A 15,571-nucleotide genomic window follows, 5' to 3' on the forward strand; every position below is an offset into this window, starting at 1 on the left:
TTCGACCCTGATGTGGTCGCGCTGTTGTCCAGCCATGGTGAGACGACGAAAGAGTGAAACCCACTTTGACCAATGACTTTTCTGCCTTCGGCCTGCCCAAGGCACTGATCACCGTCCTCGACGAGCGTCGGATCACCGAGCCCACCCCGATCCAGGCGGCGACGCTGCCGGACTCGGTGCAAGGCCGCGACGTGCTCGGCCGGGGACGTACCGGCTCGGGCAAGACCTACGGCTTCGCCCTTCCCCTGGTCGCCCGGCTCGCCGAGTCCTCGCGGGGTCGGCAGCCGAAACGCCCCCGGGCGATGATCCTGGCCCCGACCCGGGAACTGGCCACCCAGATCGACGAGACGGTGAAACCGCTCGCCGAAGCGGTCGGCCTGCGTACCCAGACGATCTTCGGCGGCGTCGGCCAGGGCCCGCAGGTGAAGGCCCTGCAGGCCGGTGTGGAGATCATCATCGCCTGCCCCGGACGGCTGGAGGACCTGGTCGACCAGGGCCATGCCGTGCTCGACCGGGTGGAGATCACCGTCCTCGACGAGGCCGACCACATGGCCGACCTCGGCTTCCTGCCCGGTGTCACCCGGTTGCTGCAGAAGACGCCGGCCAATGGCCAGCGGATGTTCTTCTCCGCCACCCTCGACCGCGGTGTCGACTCGCTGGTGAAGAAGTTCCTGCGAGATCCGGCGGTGCACCATGCCGACTCCCCGCAGGCCTCGGCGGCCGACATCGACCACCACGTGCTGCAGCTGCGCCCCGACGCCCGCCTGGATGTGCTGGTCGACCTGGCCGCAGCACCGGGTCGCCGGGTGATCTTCACCCGGACCAAGTTCCGCGCCAAGAGCCTCACCCGGCAGTTGAACGCCCGCGGTGTGGCGGCGGTGGAGTTGCACGGCAACCTCAGCCAGAACGCCCGTACCCGCAGTATGGATGCCTTCCACTCCGGCCGGGTGGAGACCCTGGTCGCCACCGACATCGCCGCCCGCGGGATCCACGTCGACGACGTCGAGCTGGTGATCCATGCCGATCCGCCGGTGGAGCACAAGGCCTATGTGCACCGCTCCGGTCGTACCGCCCGCGCCGGGCGCCACGGCACCGTGGTCACGCTGATGCTGCCCGACCAGGTCTCCGACGTCCGTTCGCTGACCAAGGCCGCAGGCATCCGGCCGACCATCACCAAGGTCGACGGCACCGACGCGCCGATCCTGCGCGACATCGCCCCCGGTGACCGGGTGGTCGCCGACCGTCCGGTGGTCGTGGAGCATCCGGGCAATCCGTCCGGTCAGGCGACCTCGGCCGGCGGTCAGGGTGCTCGCCGCAGCAGCGGCGGCGGCAACCGTCGTCGCCGTGGCGGACAGGGCGGATCCCGCAACGGCGGCCCGCAGAAGTCCGGTGCCGCCTCCTCCGGTCAGCGCTCGAGCGGCGGGCAGTCGGCCGGTGGCCAGCGTGGCCGTCGGCGTTCCGGGAACGACCGGCCGAAGGTCGGTGCCGGTTCCGGCCACAGCGCGGCATCGTTCAGCCGCAGCTCACGGTCCCGTTGAGTTCCTGATCAACGTCTGCTGATCAACCGAGCCGAAGGACGAGGGCGTTGCTCTCGTCCTTCGGCTCGTCCAGTATCTGGCCGCATGCGGTGCCCGACTGCGCTCCCGTGGGGTCGTCCCCCGGGGGTCCTCCCCCGGGCCGGATCGCCGGGGATCGGGCCACCCTGATCAGCTCGGGTCGGCTCAGGTCAGGTACAGCTTGCGCAGCGGGCCGTCGGTGATCGTCCAGGTAGTGTGCATACCGTCGGCGAGCCGGACCACCGAACCCGGCCCGATCTGCAGCGGCGGCAACCCCGGATCGTCGAAGTCGATCACGCCCGCACCGGTCAGGACGACGAAGAACTCATCGGCCTCGACGTCGCGCATCGTACCGCCCGACATCTCCCACAGGCCGATCTCGAGCTCGCCGAGGGATCCCAATGGCGCACTCGCCGTGGTCGGGTCACCCGTGACGCGCTGCCAATCCTCGACCGCCGTGTGCTGCAGGGCGACATCCGATGCATCGACGCCCTGTCCGGCTGCAAGTTCGCTCACCCCGGTCAGCCTAGCCCTGCACAGCGGGTCACAGGCTCATCCGGTCGACCAGGTCGGCCAGGGATTTCGAGGCGTCCATCAGCTCGCCGACATGGGCCTTGGTGCCTCGTAGCGGGTCGGGGGTCGGCAGTCGCAGCAAGGCTGCCCGTCCCGGCACCTCCAGGATCAACGAATCCCAGGAGGCTGCGACCACCGAACGCCCGAAGTCGCCGACACACCGGCCGCGGAAATAGGCACGGGTGTCCTCCGGCGGCTCGGTGATCGCCCGATCGACCTCCTCGGGGCTGACCAACCGCTGGATCCGTCCCCGGTCCAGCAGTTTGCGGTACAGCGAACGACGAGGGTCCAGATCGGCGTACTGAAGATCGATCAGCGCCAGCTTCGGATCATCCCAGCCCAGCCCGTCGCGCCGCCGATAGGACTCGGTCAGCCGCCACTTGGCCACCCAGTCCAGCCGATCGGCCAACTGCAGCGGGTCGGTCCGCAACTGATCGATCGTCGCCTGCCAGACATCCAGCACCTGGTGGGCCTCGGAGTCGGGATCCTCCCCCACCTCCTTCAGATGCCGCCGACAGCTTTCGGCATAGGCCTCCTGCAGGTCCAGCCCACTGAGCCGGCGACCGTCGGTCAGGGCAACGGTGGTCTGCAGTGCGCCGGAGGCGAGATCGGCATCGTGGCTGATCGTCCGGAAGGCATGCACCGGGTCGGCCAGCACCAGCCCCGGGTCGAGGTCACCGGCCTCCAGGGCCCGCAGCACCAGCGCTGCCGTACCGACCTTCAACCAGGTGGAGGTCTGCGAACAGTTCGCATCACCGGTGATCACATGCAGCCGCCGGTGCTTGGTGGAGTCGGCATGCGGTTCGTCACGGGTGTTGATGATCGGCCGGTTCATCGTGGTCTCCAACCCCACCTCGGCCTCGAAGAAGTCGGCGCGCTGGCTCAGCTGGAACCCCGGCACCTCGCTGTGCTGGCCGATCCCGATCCGGCCCGCGCCGGTGATCACCGAACGGGACGCCAGGAATCCGGTGAACTGCACCACCACCCGGTGGAACGGGGTCCGCCGGGACAGCAGGTAGTTCTCGTGGGTGCCGTAGGAGGCGCCCTTGCCGTCGGTGTTGTTCTTCCAGATCCGCAGACCGGTACCGATCCGACGGGCTGCCGCTGCCGCAGCCCGCAGTAGGATCTCGTCCCCGGCGGCGTCGAACTTCACCGCATCCCGGGCGCTGCGTACCTCCGGACCGGAGTACTCGGGGTGGGCATGATCGACGTAGAAGCGCGCACCGTTGGACAGCACGACATTGGCCAGCCCGTCCTCCACATCGGTCAGCATGTCCGGACTGGCACCGGTGCGGTCGACGTCGAAACCACGCAGGTCCCGCAACGGAGACTCGGTCTCGTAGTCCCAGCGCATCTTCGCCTCCGACACCTGGTCGGAGTAGGCGCGCACCACATGGTTCGACAGGTACATCTCGTGCAACCGCAGGTCTGAGCCCGGTTCCACGGTGATCCCGTACTCGGTTTCCAGACCGAAGACCTGTTCCATGATCAACCCACCGTCCTCGTGCGTGCGAATCGGCCCACCACCGCGGCCAGCACGCGCCAGCCGAGCAACAGCACGGTCAGGCTGAGCGTGGCGACCACCAGGAACGACGGCGCCCAGGCCCCGATCGCGATCCGGTACCCCAGGCCGATCACCACCGTGCCGGCCAGGACCACCGCACCGGCACCGATCGATGCGGTACGCCGCCAGCCCCGGAAACCCAGCGCCAGCCAGCCGAGGGCGGCACCGACCAGGAAGGGGGCGGCGACACCGAGCACCTGGGCGGCGCCCTCGGCGCCGCCATGGCTGCTGCGTCCGATGGTGGCGAAGACCACGATCATCACCACGTCCAGCACGGCCGAGAGGAATCTGCTCACACGTCAGTATCCCCCACCGTCACCCGAGCGAAGCCAACCGGTGCCCCGGGTGGCGGCAGCCTCACAGGTAGTGGCCGGTGGTGGTGGCGTTCTCCACCACCCGGTCGGTCGACTGCTTGGAGGTGAAGAGGGTACGCACATGCACGATCCGCTCCCCCTTCTTGCCCGAGATCCGCGCCCAGTCGTCGGGATTGGTGGTGTTCGGCAGGTCCTCGTTCTCGGCGAACTCCTCGGTGCAGGCTTGCAACAGGTGCTGCACCCGGACGCCGCCGATCCCGGTCGCCAGCCGTTCCTTGATCGCGTGCTTCTTCGCCCGGCCGACGATGTTGTTGATCATCGCACCGGAGTTGAAGTCCTTGAAGTAAAGCACCTCGGTGTCACCACCGGCGTAGGTGACCTCGAGGAACTTGTTCTCCTCCGATTCGGCGTACATGAACTCGACGGTCCGGTCGATCATCGCCCGACGGCAGGTCTCGGTGTCACCGTCGAACTCGGCCAGATCCTCGGGGTTCAGCGGCAGTGAGTTGGCCAGATACTTGTTGAAGATCTCCCGGGCGGCCTCGGCATCCGGGCGTTCGATCTTCACCTTGACGTCGAGCCGTCCCGGACGAAGGATCGCCGGGTCGATCATGTCCTCCCGGTTCGAGGCGCCGACGATGATCACATTGTCCAGACCCTCCACACCATCGATCTCGGCCAGCAACTGCGGCACGATCGTGTTCTCCACATCGGAGGAGACGCCGCTGCCGCGGGTACGGAACAGCGAGTCCATCTCGTCGAAGAAGACGATCACCGGCATCCCCTCCGAGGCCTTGTCCCGGGCCCGGGTGAAGATCAACCGGATGTGCCGTTCGGTCTCCCCGACGTACTTGTTCAGCAGTTCCGGGCCCTTGATGTTGAGGAACCAGCTGCGTCCCTCCCGGCCGGTCGCCTCGGTGACCTTCTTCGCCAGCGAGTTGGCGACGGCCTTGGCGATCATGGTCTTGCCACAACCGGGCGGACCGTAGAGCAGGATGCCCTTCGGCGGCGCCAGCTCGAACTCGGCGAACAGGTCGCGGTGCAGGAACGGCAGCTCGACGGCGTCCTGGATCTGCTCGATCTGCCGTCCGAGGCCGCCGATCGCCGAGTAGTCGACATCGGGCACCTCCTCCAGCACCAGATCCTCGACGTCGACCTTCGGCACCACGTCGAAGGCGTACAGCACCCGACGGTCGACCAACATCGAGTCACCAGGACGCAGGGTCTTGCCCCGCAACGACTCCGAGAGGCGCACGACATGTTCCTCATCGGCCTGGGCGACGACCACTGCCCGGATGCCGTCCTCCAAGACATCCTTCAGCACCACCACGTCACCGACATTGGTCGGGGCGAAGGCATCGACCACCACATGGGCCTCGTTCAGCACGACCTCGCCACCGGGCAGGAGCTTGCTCGTGTCCACCTCCGGGGCGACACTCACCCGCAGCTTCCGATTGCCCAGCCAGACATCGGCATGGTGCAGCGGCTCGGTCTCGGTGCCGGCGTCGACGACCTGGTCGAGGACCCCGAAGCTGACCGGCGGCTGGGCCATCTGCTCCACCTCGGCGCGTACCTGGGACAACCGTTCGCGGGCCTGGCCGAGGGTCGCCGACAACCGCTCGTTCTGTGCCAGCAGGTCGCTGACCTCGGTGCGGTAGTCGTCGAGCCGCTGCCGCAGCCGGACAAGTTCGAGATTCTGCCGCTCGCGTTGGGGGTCGGCCTCGGCTCCGGGTCCGGACCCCTGCGGGCCCGGAACGGTACCGAGATCATCGGGGCGGGGGCCGAAATCGTCGCGATCAGCCGGTCCGCCGGTGATGTTGTGGCTCATGATCCCTCCTGGGTGAGGATCGGGCTTTTCTTGAGGTTACCCACCACCGCGGACAAAACCGGAGTGTTTCACCGGCGTCGACATCACTCGGTAACACAGGCTCAGTCCGGCGACCTCACTCCGGCGACCTCACTCCGGCGACCTCACTCCGGCGACTCGTCGGGCGGCGCCTCCTCCACACCGGGGGGCCGGGGTCCGACGTAGTCCGGTCCGTAGGCACCCGGTGCCGGGCGGCGCTTGCGCCGCGGGGCCCGTACCCCCGGCGCGAGCCGTCGCGCATGGACCAGGAATCCGGTGTGCCCGGTGGCGGTGTGCCCGGGACGGATCGCCAGTCCCTGGGCATGCCAGGGACGGATGGTGATCTCATTGGCCTCCGGCTCGGTGAATCCGGTGTGGGTACGCAGGGTCTCCACGAACCGTCCGAGCTGGGTGGTGGTGGCCACATAGGCCAGCAGCACACCACCGGGCTGCAGGGTCTCGGCGAGAGCGTCCACACACTCCCACGGGGCCAACATGTCGAGGATCGCGGCATCCAACGGTTCGGGACCGAGATCCTCGGGCAGCGAGCCCACCCGCAATTGCCAGTTCGCCGGCGCGGCCCCGTAGAAGGCCACCACGTTCTTGCGGGCGATCTCGGCGAAGTCCTCGCGCCGCTCGTAGGAGTAGAGCCGGCCGGTGTGGCCCAATGCGCGCAGCAGGCTCAGGGTGAGCGCACCGGAGCCGACCCCGGCCTCGGCCACCCGGGCTCCGGGGAAGACATCGGCGAACTGCACGATCTGCGCGGCATCCTTCGGGTAGATCACCGCAGCACCGCGTTTCATGGTGACGCTGAACTCGGCCAGCTGCGGGCGCAGGACCAGGAAGGACACGCCCATGGTGGTCTCGGCGACCACCCCCTCGGGTCCGCCGATCAGGTCGTCGTGGGCGATGTAGCCCTTCGCGCTGTGGAAGGCCTTGCCCTGCTCCAGCAGGACCGAATGGCGACGCCCCTTGGGATCGTGCAGGGTCACCCGTTCGCCGGGCCGCAGCGGGCCCCGACGGGCGGCCAGCAGTTCGGGGTCGCCATCACCGTGCACATCGTCTCCTGTCGTCTTCCGGCCTTGGCGCCGGTGGTCGAGTTCGGCCCGCAGGCCCTTGGTGGTCCGGTCCGGCGTCGCTCACCAGTGGAATCCCCAGACCGCGAGCTGCCCGCCCGGTCCCAGGTACTCACGGTCGGAGGTGCTGATACCCGGGCCCATCCAGGTCACCCGGTCCTCCCGCCACAGCGGCAGCACGGTCAGGTCCACGGCCGCCAGTTCCTGCAAGGTGCCCAGGGTCTCGTCCTTCTCGGCCTGTTCGTCGGCCGACTCATAGGCGGCCAGTGCCTCGGCGTTGCGCTCCTCGGTGCCCGGCAGCGGGTTCTCCAGCCAGTTCATCAGCCATCCCGTGGCACTGTCGGTGGGCGGTCGGTTCTCTCCCAGCCAGAGATCGGTGCTGATGCCGTCGGGCACCAGTTCGACCTCGATCCCGGCACCGCCCAGGGCCGCGCGCAGGCGCTCGGCCCGGATCGGTTCGTCGGCGACGCTGGCGTCGAAGCCGATGCTCAACCGCAGCGGTTCCCCGGTCTCGACCTGGGCCGTGTCGGCGAAGGCCGGCACCCACCCAGGTTCGCCCGGTGGGATCAGTGAGCGGTCAGTACGGACGCGGGCGATCGCGGCGGCCACCCGCTCGCGTACCCCGTCATCGGTGAACCAGCGCGATTCGGCCGACCAGTTCAGCTGCCAGGCCCGGCCGCCGGGATCGGTCAACCGCCGGAATCCGTCCCGGGTGGTGCCCAGGGCACTGGCCTCGACCTGCACGTCCAGGGCCGCCACCTGTTGGCTGTCCAATCCGCCCCAGGCGATGTCGACCTCCCGGTTCGACATGGCGGTACGCACGATCTCCGGGCTGTCGTAGCGCTGGATGTTGAGTCGTTGCTGCCCGGGATCGGCGAAACCGTCGTACTCGGAGTAGGCGGTGAAGCCGACCCGGGTCTCGGTGATGATCTGCATCTCGTACGGACCGCTGCCCACCGCCAACTGGCTGGCCGGCCGGATCCGGTCCGGCGAGTAGGCGTTGGGGCTGACGATCGAGGCCAGCGGCGCGGCCAGGGCGTAGCCGAACTGGTTGTCCACCCGATCCAGGTGGAACAGCAGCATCGAGTCGTCGAGCACCTCGATCTCGTCCAGGGCGCCGAACAGGACAGCCGCCTCCCCGCTGCGATCGAGTGCGATCGCACGATCGATGCTGAACTTCACCGAGGGTGCGGTGACCGCTGCGCCGTCGGTGAAGTACAACTCGTCGCTGACCTCGCACTGATAGGTGAGCTCGTCGAGGAACATGCAACTGCCGGCGTCGGGTTTGAGCAGACCGTCGACGGGGTCCAGGGCCAGCAACCGCTGGAAACTGGCCAGCACCATCGCATCGGACAGGCCGCTGCCGTCGGCGGCCGGGTCGAGCCGGTTGAACTTCTCCGTCACGCCGACGGTGAATGCCTTGCGTTCGGGATGGTCGGGCTGGTTCTGCGCCCAGGTGCAGGAGCTCGCCAGGACCAGCAGCAACGCGGCACAGGCTGCCACCAGCCCACGCCGGAGCGGTCTCATCCGACCTCGGCCCCGGCCACCAGTGCAGCCACCCGGGCGATGTCGACACCCGACAGGGTGGGGATGACGACCCGGTTCGGGTGCTCGGGCAGGACGACCAGATGCTGGATGCCGATCACCGTGGCACCGGCGGCATTGCCCGAAGCGGTACCCGGGAGGGAGTCCTCGAAGACCACGCAGTCGGTGATGTCGACCCCCAGTCGCTGCGCGGCCAGCAGGTACGGTGCCGGATCCGGTTTGCCCTTCTCGGTGTCCTCACCGGCGACCACGGTGGTGAAGGTCCCCTCCGGCAGGCGGGTCAGCACACAGTCCAACACCTGCCGGTACGACGCCGAGACCAGGGCGGTCGGGATCCCCGCAGCACGGAACTCCTCGAGCAGTTCCCGCGCACCCGGTCGCCACGGGATCTCACCGGCGGCGAGTTCGGTGCTCACCTGCTCCACCAGCGCCTCCAGCACCGCCTCGGGGGTCCAGCCGTGGTCCGGGCCGAGCTGGCTGTCGAAGACCTGCACCATGTAGCGCCCGGAGTCGATCAGGGCATTGCCGACCAGACGCTCGGCGTCGGTGGCGGTCCACTGCACGCCGATCCGCCCGGTGAGTGCGTACTGCGCCCGTACCCAGACCGGCTCGGAGTCGACCAGGGTCCCGTCGAAGTCCCACAGCGCGGCCGCGATCGGGGCCGTCGGGGCGAAAGTGTTCATCGCCCACCATCATTCCAAACCCCGCGAGCGATGGACAAAGTCGGCACGCGGCCACCGAAGGGTGACAATGGGGCGATGACCCACCAGCCCGACCGGACCGACGAGATCGCTGCGACCCTGCGTCGACGGGTGATGTTGTTCGACGGTGCGATGGGGGTCACGATCCAGGGCCACGGGTTGTCGGAGGCGGACTTCCGGGGCGAGCGATTCGCCGACTGGGACAGCGACCTGAGCGGCAACAACGATCTGCTGTCGCTCACCCGCCCGGACCTGATCGGCCGGATCCATCGGGACTTCCTGGCCGCCGGTGCCGACTTCATCTCCACCAACACCTTCAACGCCCAGAGCATCTCGCTGGCCGACTACCGGATGTCGGATCTGGCCCACGAGCTGAACGTGGCCGCGGCCGGGCTGGCCCGGCAGGCTGCCGATGAGTACAGCACTGCCGAACATCCGCGCTATGTCCTGGGTGCGATCGGCCCGACGAACCGGACGGCCTCGATCTCCCCCGATGTGAACGATCCCGGTGCCCGCAACATCGACTTCCAGACCCTGGTCGCCGCCTACACCGAACAGGCCGAGGGACTGCTCAGCGGCGGCGCCGATGCCCTGGTGATCGAGACGATCTTCGACACGCTGAATGCGAAGGCGGCGATCTTCGCCCTGGAGGAGCTCTTCGCCGCCCACGGCCGCCGCTGGCCGTTGATCATCTCCGGGACCATCACCGATGCCTCCGGCCGTACCCTCTCCGGGCAGACGGTGGAGGCTTTCTGGAACTCGGTACGCCATGCCCAGCCGCTGGTCGTCGGGCTGAACTGCGCCCTCGGGGCGGCCGAGGTACGACCGTGGCTGGCCGAGCTGTCCCGGGTGGCGGACTGCTTCCTCTCGGTCTACCCCAATGCCGGGCTGCCGAATGCCTTCGGCGAGTACGACGAGTCACCCGAGCAGATGGCCACGGTGATCGGTGAGTTCGCCGCCGACGGGTTGGTGAACATCGTCGGCGGCTGTTGCGGGACCACCGACGAGCACATCGCGCGATTCGCCGAGGTGATCGGCGACGCCGAGCCGCGGCCGGTGCCGACCGTCGCTCCCGCGCTACGGCTGTCGGGTCTGGAACCGTTCAACGTCGATGCCGATTCGCTGTTCGTCAACATCGGCGAGCGGACCAACGTCACCGGATCGGCCCGGTTCCGCAATTTGATCTCCACCGGCGACTACGACACCGCCTTGGAGGTGGCCCGGCAGCAGGTGGAGGCCGGTGCACAGGTGATCGACCTGAACATGGACGAGGGCATGCTCGACGGTGTCGAGGCGATGGATCGCTTCTGCAAGCTGATCGCCTCCGAACCCGACATCTCCCGGGTGCCGATCATGATCGACTCCTCGAAGTTCGAGGTGATCGAGGCCGGTCTGCGATGTGTCCAGGGCCGCTCGATCGTGAACTCGATCTCCCTCAAGGAGGGTGAGCAGAAGTTCGTCGAACAGGCGCTGCTGTGCCGCCGCTACGGGGCCGCGGTGGTGGTGATGTGCTTCGACGAACAGGGACAGGCCGACAACTATCAGCGGCGGATCGAGATCGCCGAGCGTGCCTACCGGATCCTGATCGACCTCGGGTTCGACGGTGACGACATCATTATCGATCCGAACGTCTTCGCCGTGGCCACCGGGATCGAGGAACACGCCAACTACGGGATGGACTTCATCGAGGCGGTCCGCTGGATCAAGCAGAACCTGCCCGGTGCCCGTACCTCCGGCGGCATCTCGAACGTGTCCTTCTCCTTCCGGGGCAACAATCCCGTCCGCGAGGCCATCCACGCGGTCTTCCTCTTTCACGCGATCGAGGCCGGTCTGGACGCCGGGATCGTCAACGCCGGACAGCTCGCGGTCTATGACGAGATCGACGCCGAACTGCGGGAGCGGATCACCGATGTGATCTGCAACCGTCGGCCGGATTCCACCGAACGCCTGTTGGAGATCGCCGGTGACTACAGCGGTACGGGCGAGCGCGTCGAGCAGCGCAATGACGAATGGCGCGGGTTGCCGCTCGCCGAACGGATCACCCACGCCCTGGTCAAGGGGATCGACGCACATATCGAGGCCGACACCGAAGCGCTGCGACAGGAGCTGGCCGACCGGGGGCGTCGCCCGATCGAGGTGATCGAGGGCCCGTTGATGGACGGGATGAACGTCGTCGGCGATCTCTTCGGTGCGGGGAAGATGTTCCTGCCGCAGGTGGTGAAGTCGGCGCGGGTGATGAAGAAGGCCGTGGCCCACCTGATCCCGTTCATCGAGGCCGAGAGCGATGCCGACACCCCCAGCAAGGGCAAGATCGTCCTGGCGACGGTGAAGGGCGATGTCCACGACATCGGCAAGAACATCGTCGGTGTGGTGCTGCAGTGCAACAACTACGACGTGGTGGACCTGGGGGTGATGGTCCCGGCCGAGCGGATCCTGGAGACCGCCGCCGCCGAACGTGCCGATGTGATCGGACTGTCCGGCCTGATCACGCCCTCGCTGGACGAGATGGTGCGCTTCGCCGCCGAGCTCGAACGGCGAGGTCTGCAGACGCCGCTGCTGATCGGCGGTGCCACCACCTCCCGGGCGCACACCGCGGTGAAGATCGACCCGGAGTACTCCGGCCCGGTGGTCTGGGTGAAGGATGCCTCACGTTCGGTGCCGACGGTCTCCCGGCTGCTGTCGGCCGAGCAACGTGGCGGCCTGCTGAGCGAGGTACGCGCCGACTACGACTCGCTGCGGGAGCGTCACGCCGCGAAGGGCGAGCGGCCCTTGCTGGACTACGACGCGGCACTGGCCGATGCACCACCGATCGACTGGTCCGATTTCACCCCGGTCACCCCGGCCCTGGCCCGCGACGGCGGACCGGTGGTCAAGGAGTTGATCGACTATCCGCTGGCCGAACTGGCCGAGTACATCGACTGGTCACCGTTCTTCGCCGCCTGGGAGCTGCGCGGCCGGTTCCCCGACATCCTGCACAACCCGGCCTCCGGGGAGGCGGCCCGCAAACTGTATGCCGATGCCCGGCAGATGCTGGACCGGCTGATCGCCGAGCACACACTGCAGGCGAACGGGGTGATCGGCTTCTTCCCGGCCCATTCCGTCGGCGACGACCTGCAGCTCTACACCGGCGTCGACCGGCAGCAGGTGGGGACCGTGCTGCACCACCTGCGACAACAAGGTGAGCACCGCCCCGGCGTACCTCACCGCAGCCTGGCCGACTTCGTCGCTCCCCGCTCGAGTGGTCTGGCCGACTGGGTCGGCGGGTTCGCCGTCAGTGCCGGTTTCGGTGCCGCCGAGGCGGCAGCCCGGTACAAGGCGCAGTTGGACGACTACAACGCGATCCTGCTCGAATCCCTTGCCGACCGGCTGGCCGAGGCCTTCGCCGAGAGGCTGCACCAGCGGGTACGGACGCAGTGGTGGGGATATGCCGGCGACGAGTCCCTGGACAACGAGGCGCTGATCGCCGAACGGTACCGCGGGATCCGTCCGGCACCGGGCTACCCTGCCTGTCCCGACCACACCGAGAAGGCCACCCTGTGGGAGCTGCTCGACGTGCGCCGACGGACCGGCATCGAGTTGACCGAGTCGATGGCCATGTGGCCGGCTGCAGCGGTCTCCGGCTGGTACTTCGCCCACCCCGAGAGCCAGTACTTCGTGGTCGGCCGGCTCGGCGCCGACCAGGTCGCCGACTACGCCCGCCGCAAGGGCTGGACGGTCGCGCAGGCCGAGACCTGGCTGGCGCCGAACCTGGGTTACCGACCCTCGGCCACCGTGGGCGTCTGAGGGCCACCGACCGGCCCGTCCGGGCCCCTCACCGGCGGGCCCGAGCCGTGTCGCCACGCGGCGGAACCGCCGCGGTCCGGAGCCCCTTCGGCCGGTCGGGCAACAGCAACGCTCCGGTATCGCCTGGAGTTCCCCGAACAGCAACTACAGTGGCGACATGGCAGTGAACCGTCCGACCCGCGAACTGCGGGACCTGGTGGATCCGGTGGTGCTGATGGCCTTCAGCGGGTGGAACGATGCGGCCAGTGCCGCCACGTCGTGTCTGGACCACATCGCCGAGACCCTGGGGGCCGAGCGTTTCTTCACGATCGACAGCGAGGACTACTACGACTTCCAGGTGAATCGGCCGGTGATCCGACGCGACTCCCCCACCAGCGCGGTCCACGAGTGGCCGGAGACCACCGTGTCGGTGGCCTCGATCCTCGGCCGCGACGGTGAGGTCGCCCGGGACCTGGTGCTGATCACCGGGCCGGAGCCCAATCTGCGCTGGCGCAGTTTCACCCAGTTGGTCGTCTCCGCCCTGCGCAGCGCGCAGCCGTCACTGGTGATCATGCTCGGTGCGCTGCTCTCGGACTGCCCGCACACCCGCCCGGTGCCGGTCTCGGGTTCCAGCATCGACCCCCGGTTGCTGGACGAGATGAGTGAGCTGGACCTGCCCGACTACGAAGGGCCGACCGGCATCGTCGGCCTGCTGAGCGAGGCCTCGTCGGAGGCCGGGCTGCCGACGGTCAACCTGTGGGCCTCGGTACCGCACTACGTGGCCCATCCGCCGAACCCGAAGGCCACCTTGGCACTGCTGGCGAAGGTGGAGGATGTGATCGACCTGCCATTGGATCCCGGTGAACTGACCGAGCTGGCGAAGGCCTGGGAACGCGGGGTCGACGAACTGGCGGCCGAGGACTCCGAGATCGCCGAGTACGTCAGCCAGCTCGAGGAGAGCCAGGACGAGCAGGGGATCCCCGAGGCCAGCGGGGACGCGATCGCCGCCGAGTTCCAGCGCTATCTGCGCCGCCGGGACTGATCGGGGCGGTTCGGACGACCGGGCTCAGGCCCGCTCGTCGATGCCCAGCCAGTGCGCGAACCTGACCAGGGTGCGCCGGTAGGCGGGATCTTTGGGGCGGGCCAGGAAGCCGTGGCTGGTCAGCGGAACCACGAGCTGCTCCACCTCGGTGCCGAGTGTCCGCAGCTCCTCGGCGAAGGCCTCGGCCGAGGAACGGATCCGGTCCCGGTCGGCATCGACGAACAGTGTCGGCGGCAGCGGTGCCGCCAATAGTCCCCCGGGCAGTGCTGTCGGATCGTCGGGCAGGGCGTCACGCCCCAGGTAGTTGCGGTTCATCAGGTCCACCATGAACGGCCGGTACTGCCACAGCCGGTAGCGGCCGCGGAGCCGGTCGCGCAGCGCCGGTGACGGATCGGGCAGGGCGGAATGGAAGGTGCCGTAGGCCAGCACCAGCCGGGACGGGGCATGAGCGGTCGGGCCGAACCGCGGGTCGGTCAACCGGGCGGCGGCGGCAGCGGCCAGACAGGCCCCGGCGCTCGCGCCGGTGTAGCCCGGGCGGCGACGGCCGATCTCGGCCAGTGCGTCCAGCGCCGACTCGACCGGCACCGGGTGCCGTACCCCCGGCAAGGGCAACCGGGTGCCGGCCAGCGGCATGCTGACCGTCGGCACCATCGGTGGGGTGAGGGCGATCACCTCCAGTCCGTGCCCGGCGAGCCCGCGGGCGACCGCCCGGGACTCGGGTCCGTCCAAGGTTCCCTGGCAGAACGCACCACCGTGGATCCAGACGAACGTGCCCACCGGTTCCGGCGGCCGGTACCAGCGGATCCGAACGGGCCGATGCCTGGTGGGCAGCTCCTCGTCGGTGGTCTGCACACCGTCGGAGGTCGTGGTGGTCACCACCGCCGCGCTCCCGCCGGGAACGACGGCCGCCGCCACCCGTTGCTGATCATCCGCGGCTGCCGCAGACCGCAGATGCCTTCTCCCGCAGGGTTGTGATCATCGCATCCGGGTCGTCGGCACCGAAGACGGCCGAGCCGGCGACGAAGACGTTCGCCCCGGCCTCGGCGCAGCGTTCGATGGTCTCGGTGCTCACTCCCCCGTCGACCTGCACCCAGATGTCGCGGTCGCCGATCAGTGTGCGGGTCCGTTCGATCTTGGACAGGCACAGGTCAAGGAACTTCTGACCACCGAAACCGGGTTCGACGGTCATGATCAAGATCATGTCGACCTCGTCCAGCACATCGCGCAACGAATCGATGTCGGTGGCCGGGTTGAGCCCCAGTCCTGCCCGGGCGCCGAGCCGGCGCAGTTCCCGGGCGAGCCGGATCGGTGCCTTCGCCGCCTCCACATGGAAGGTGACCGACTGCGCACCGGCCTCGGCATACGACGGTGCCCAGCGGTCCGGATCGTCGATCATCAGGTGGATGTCGAGGAACTGGTCGGTGACCTTGCGGATCGACTGCACCACCGGCAACCCCAGGGTGAGATTGGGTACGAAGTGGTAGTCCATGACATCGATGTGCAGGCCGTCGGCAGAGCCGATCGCCTCGATGTCGCGTTGCAGGTTCGCGAAGTCGGCACTCAACAGGCTCGGGGTGATCTTGATCTCCACC

General features: G+C 68.4%; 11 protein-coding genes and 1 pseudogene. 3 read left to right on the forward strand and 9 right to left on the reverse strand.

The window, feature by feature from the left end; genetic code table 11:
* The first annotated feature begins 53 nt into the window (after window positions 1-53).
* Window positions 54-1,538 carry a DEAD/DEAH box helicase gene (locus CLV29_RS05260; protein WP_243831738.1) on the forward strand — a complete coding sequence of 495 codons (1,485 nt, stop codon included), beginning with the start codon at window positions 54-56 and terminating at the stop codon, window positions 1,536-1,538.
* Window positions 1,539-1,721: 183 nt separating this feature from the next.
* Here the strand turns inward: CLV29_RS05260 and CLV29_RS16695 are convergent, their stop codons facing one another.
* The 7 genes and pseudogenes from CLV29_RS16695 to CLV29_RS05295 all read right to left on the reverse strand — a co-directional run bounded on the left by CLV29_RS16695 (window position 1,722) and on the right by CLV29_RS05295 (window position 9,157).
* A complete protein-coding gene (locus CLV29_RS16695) occupies window positions 1,722-2,072 on the reverse strand; it encodes a cupin domain-containing protein (protein WP_133753953.1) in 351 nt (116 codons plus the stop codon).
* A 28-nt stretch (window positions 2,073-2,100) separates the two neighbouring features.
* Window positions 2,101-3,615, reverse strand: coding sequence for a depupylase/deamidase Dop (gene dop, locus CLV29_RS05270; RefSeq protein WP_133755048.1), 1,515 nt, complete (start codon window positions 3,613-3,615; stop codon window positions 2,101-2,103).
* Between the two features lie 2 nt (window positions 3,616-3,617).
* Entirely contained in the window at window positions 3,618-3,989 is a 372-nt protein-coding gene (locus CLV29_RS05275) for a DUF3054 domain-containing protein (protein WP_208292759.1), read from the reverse strand.
* A 61-nt stretch (window positions 3,990-4,050) separates the two neighbouring features.
* Window positions 4,051-5,835 (reverse strand): proteasome ATPase, encoded by a 1,785-nt coding sequence (arc, locus tag CLV29_RS05280; RefSeq protein WP_133753954.1) that lies wholly within the window; start codon window positions 5,833-5,835, stop codon window positions 4,051-4,053.
* Between the two features lie 143 nt (window positions 5,836-5,978).
* Window positions 5,979-6,869 (reverse strand): annotated as a pseudogene (locus CLV29_RS05285) (tRNA (adenine-N1)-methyltransferase); the annotation flags it as partial.
* A gap of 123 nt (window positions 6,870-6,992) precedes the next feature.
* Window positions 6,993-8,432, reverse strand: a complete 1,440-nt coding sequence (locus tag CLV29_RS05290; protein WP_166649135.1) for an ABC transporter substrate-binding protein — start codon at window positions 8,430-8,432, stop codon at window positions 6,993-6,995.
* Window positions 8,433-8,452: 20 nt separating this feature from the next.
* Complete coding sequence (locus tag CLV29_RS05295) at window positions 8,453-9,157, reverse strand: HAD family hydrolase (protein WP_133753957.1); 705 nt, start codon at window positions 9,155-9,157, stop codon at window positions 8,453-8,455.
* Window positions 9,158-9,232: 75 nt separating this feature from the next.
* On the opposite strand from CLV29_RS05295, the gene metH reads away from it, so the two are divergent.
* Entirely contained in the window at window positions 9,233-12,958 is a 3,726-nt protein-coding gene (metH, locus tag CLV29_RS05300; RefSeq protein ID WP_208292760.1) for a methionine synthase, read from the forward strand.
* 157 nt (window positions 12,959-13,115) lie between these two features.
* Window positions 13,116-13,979 (forward strand): PAC2 family protein, encoded by an 864-nt coding sequence (locus tag CLV29_RS05305; protein ID WP_133753959.1) that lies wholly within the window; start codon window positions 13,116-13,118, stop codon window positions 13,977-13,979.
* A gap of 24 nt (window positions 13,980-14,003) precedes the next feature.
* On the opposite strand, the gene CLV29_RS05310 is transcribed toward CLV29_RS05305, so the two are convergent.
* On the reverse strand, window positions 14,004-14,858 hold the full coding sequence (locus tag CLV29_RS05310) for an alpha/beta hydrolase (protein WP_166649136.1): 855 nt from the start codon (window positions 14,856-14,858) through the stop codon (window positions 14,004-14,006).
* 46 nt (window positions 14,859-14,904) lie between these two features.
* Entirely contained in the window at window positions 14,905-15,570 is a 666-nt protein-coding gene (gene rpe / locus CLV29_RS05315) for a ribulose-phosphate 3-epimerase (RefSeq protein WP_133753961.1), read from the reverse strand.
* Between the last annotated feature and the right edge of the window lies 1 nt (window position 15,571).

The organism is Naumannella halotolerans (assembly GCF_004364645.1).
GTDB lineage: Bacteria > Actinomycetota > Actinomycetes > Propionibacteriales > Propionibacteriaceae > Naumannella > Naumannella halotolerans.

Coding starts and splice junctions, on each gene's coding strand:
- metH (WP_208292760.1), top strand. CDS start 9,233: ATGACCCACCAGCCCGACCGGACCGACGAGATCGCTGCGACCCTGCGT.
- dop (WP_133755048.1), bottom strand. CDS start 3,615: ATGGAACAGGTCTTCGGTCTGGAAACCGAGTACGGGATCACCGTGGAA.
- arc (WP_133753954.1), bottom strand. CDS start 5,835: ATGAGCCACAACATCACCGGCGGACCGGCTGATCGCGACGATTTCGGC.
- CLV29_RS05295 (WP_133753957.1), bottom strand. CDS start 9,157: ATGAACACTTTCGCCCCGACGGCCCCGATCGCGGCCGCGCTGTGGGAC.
- CLV29_RS05305 (WP_133753959.1), top strand. CDS start 13,116: ATGGCAGTGAACCGTCCGACCCGCGAACTGCGGGACCTGGTGGATCCG.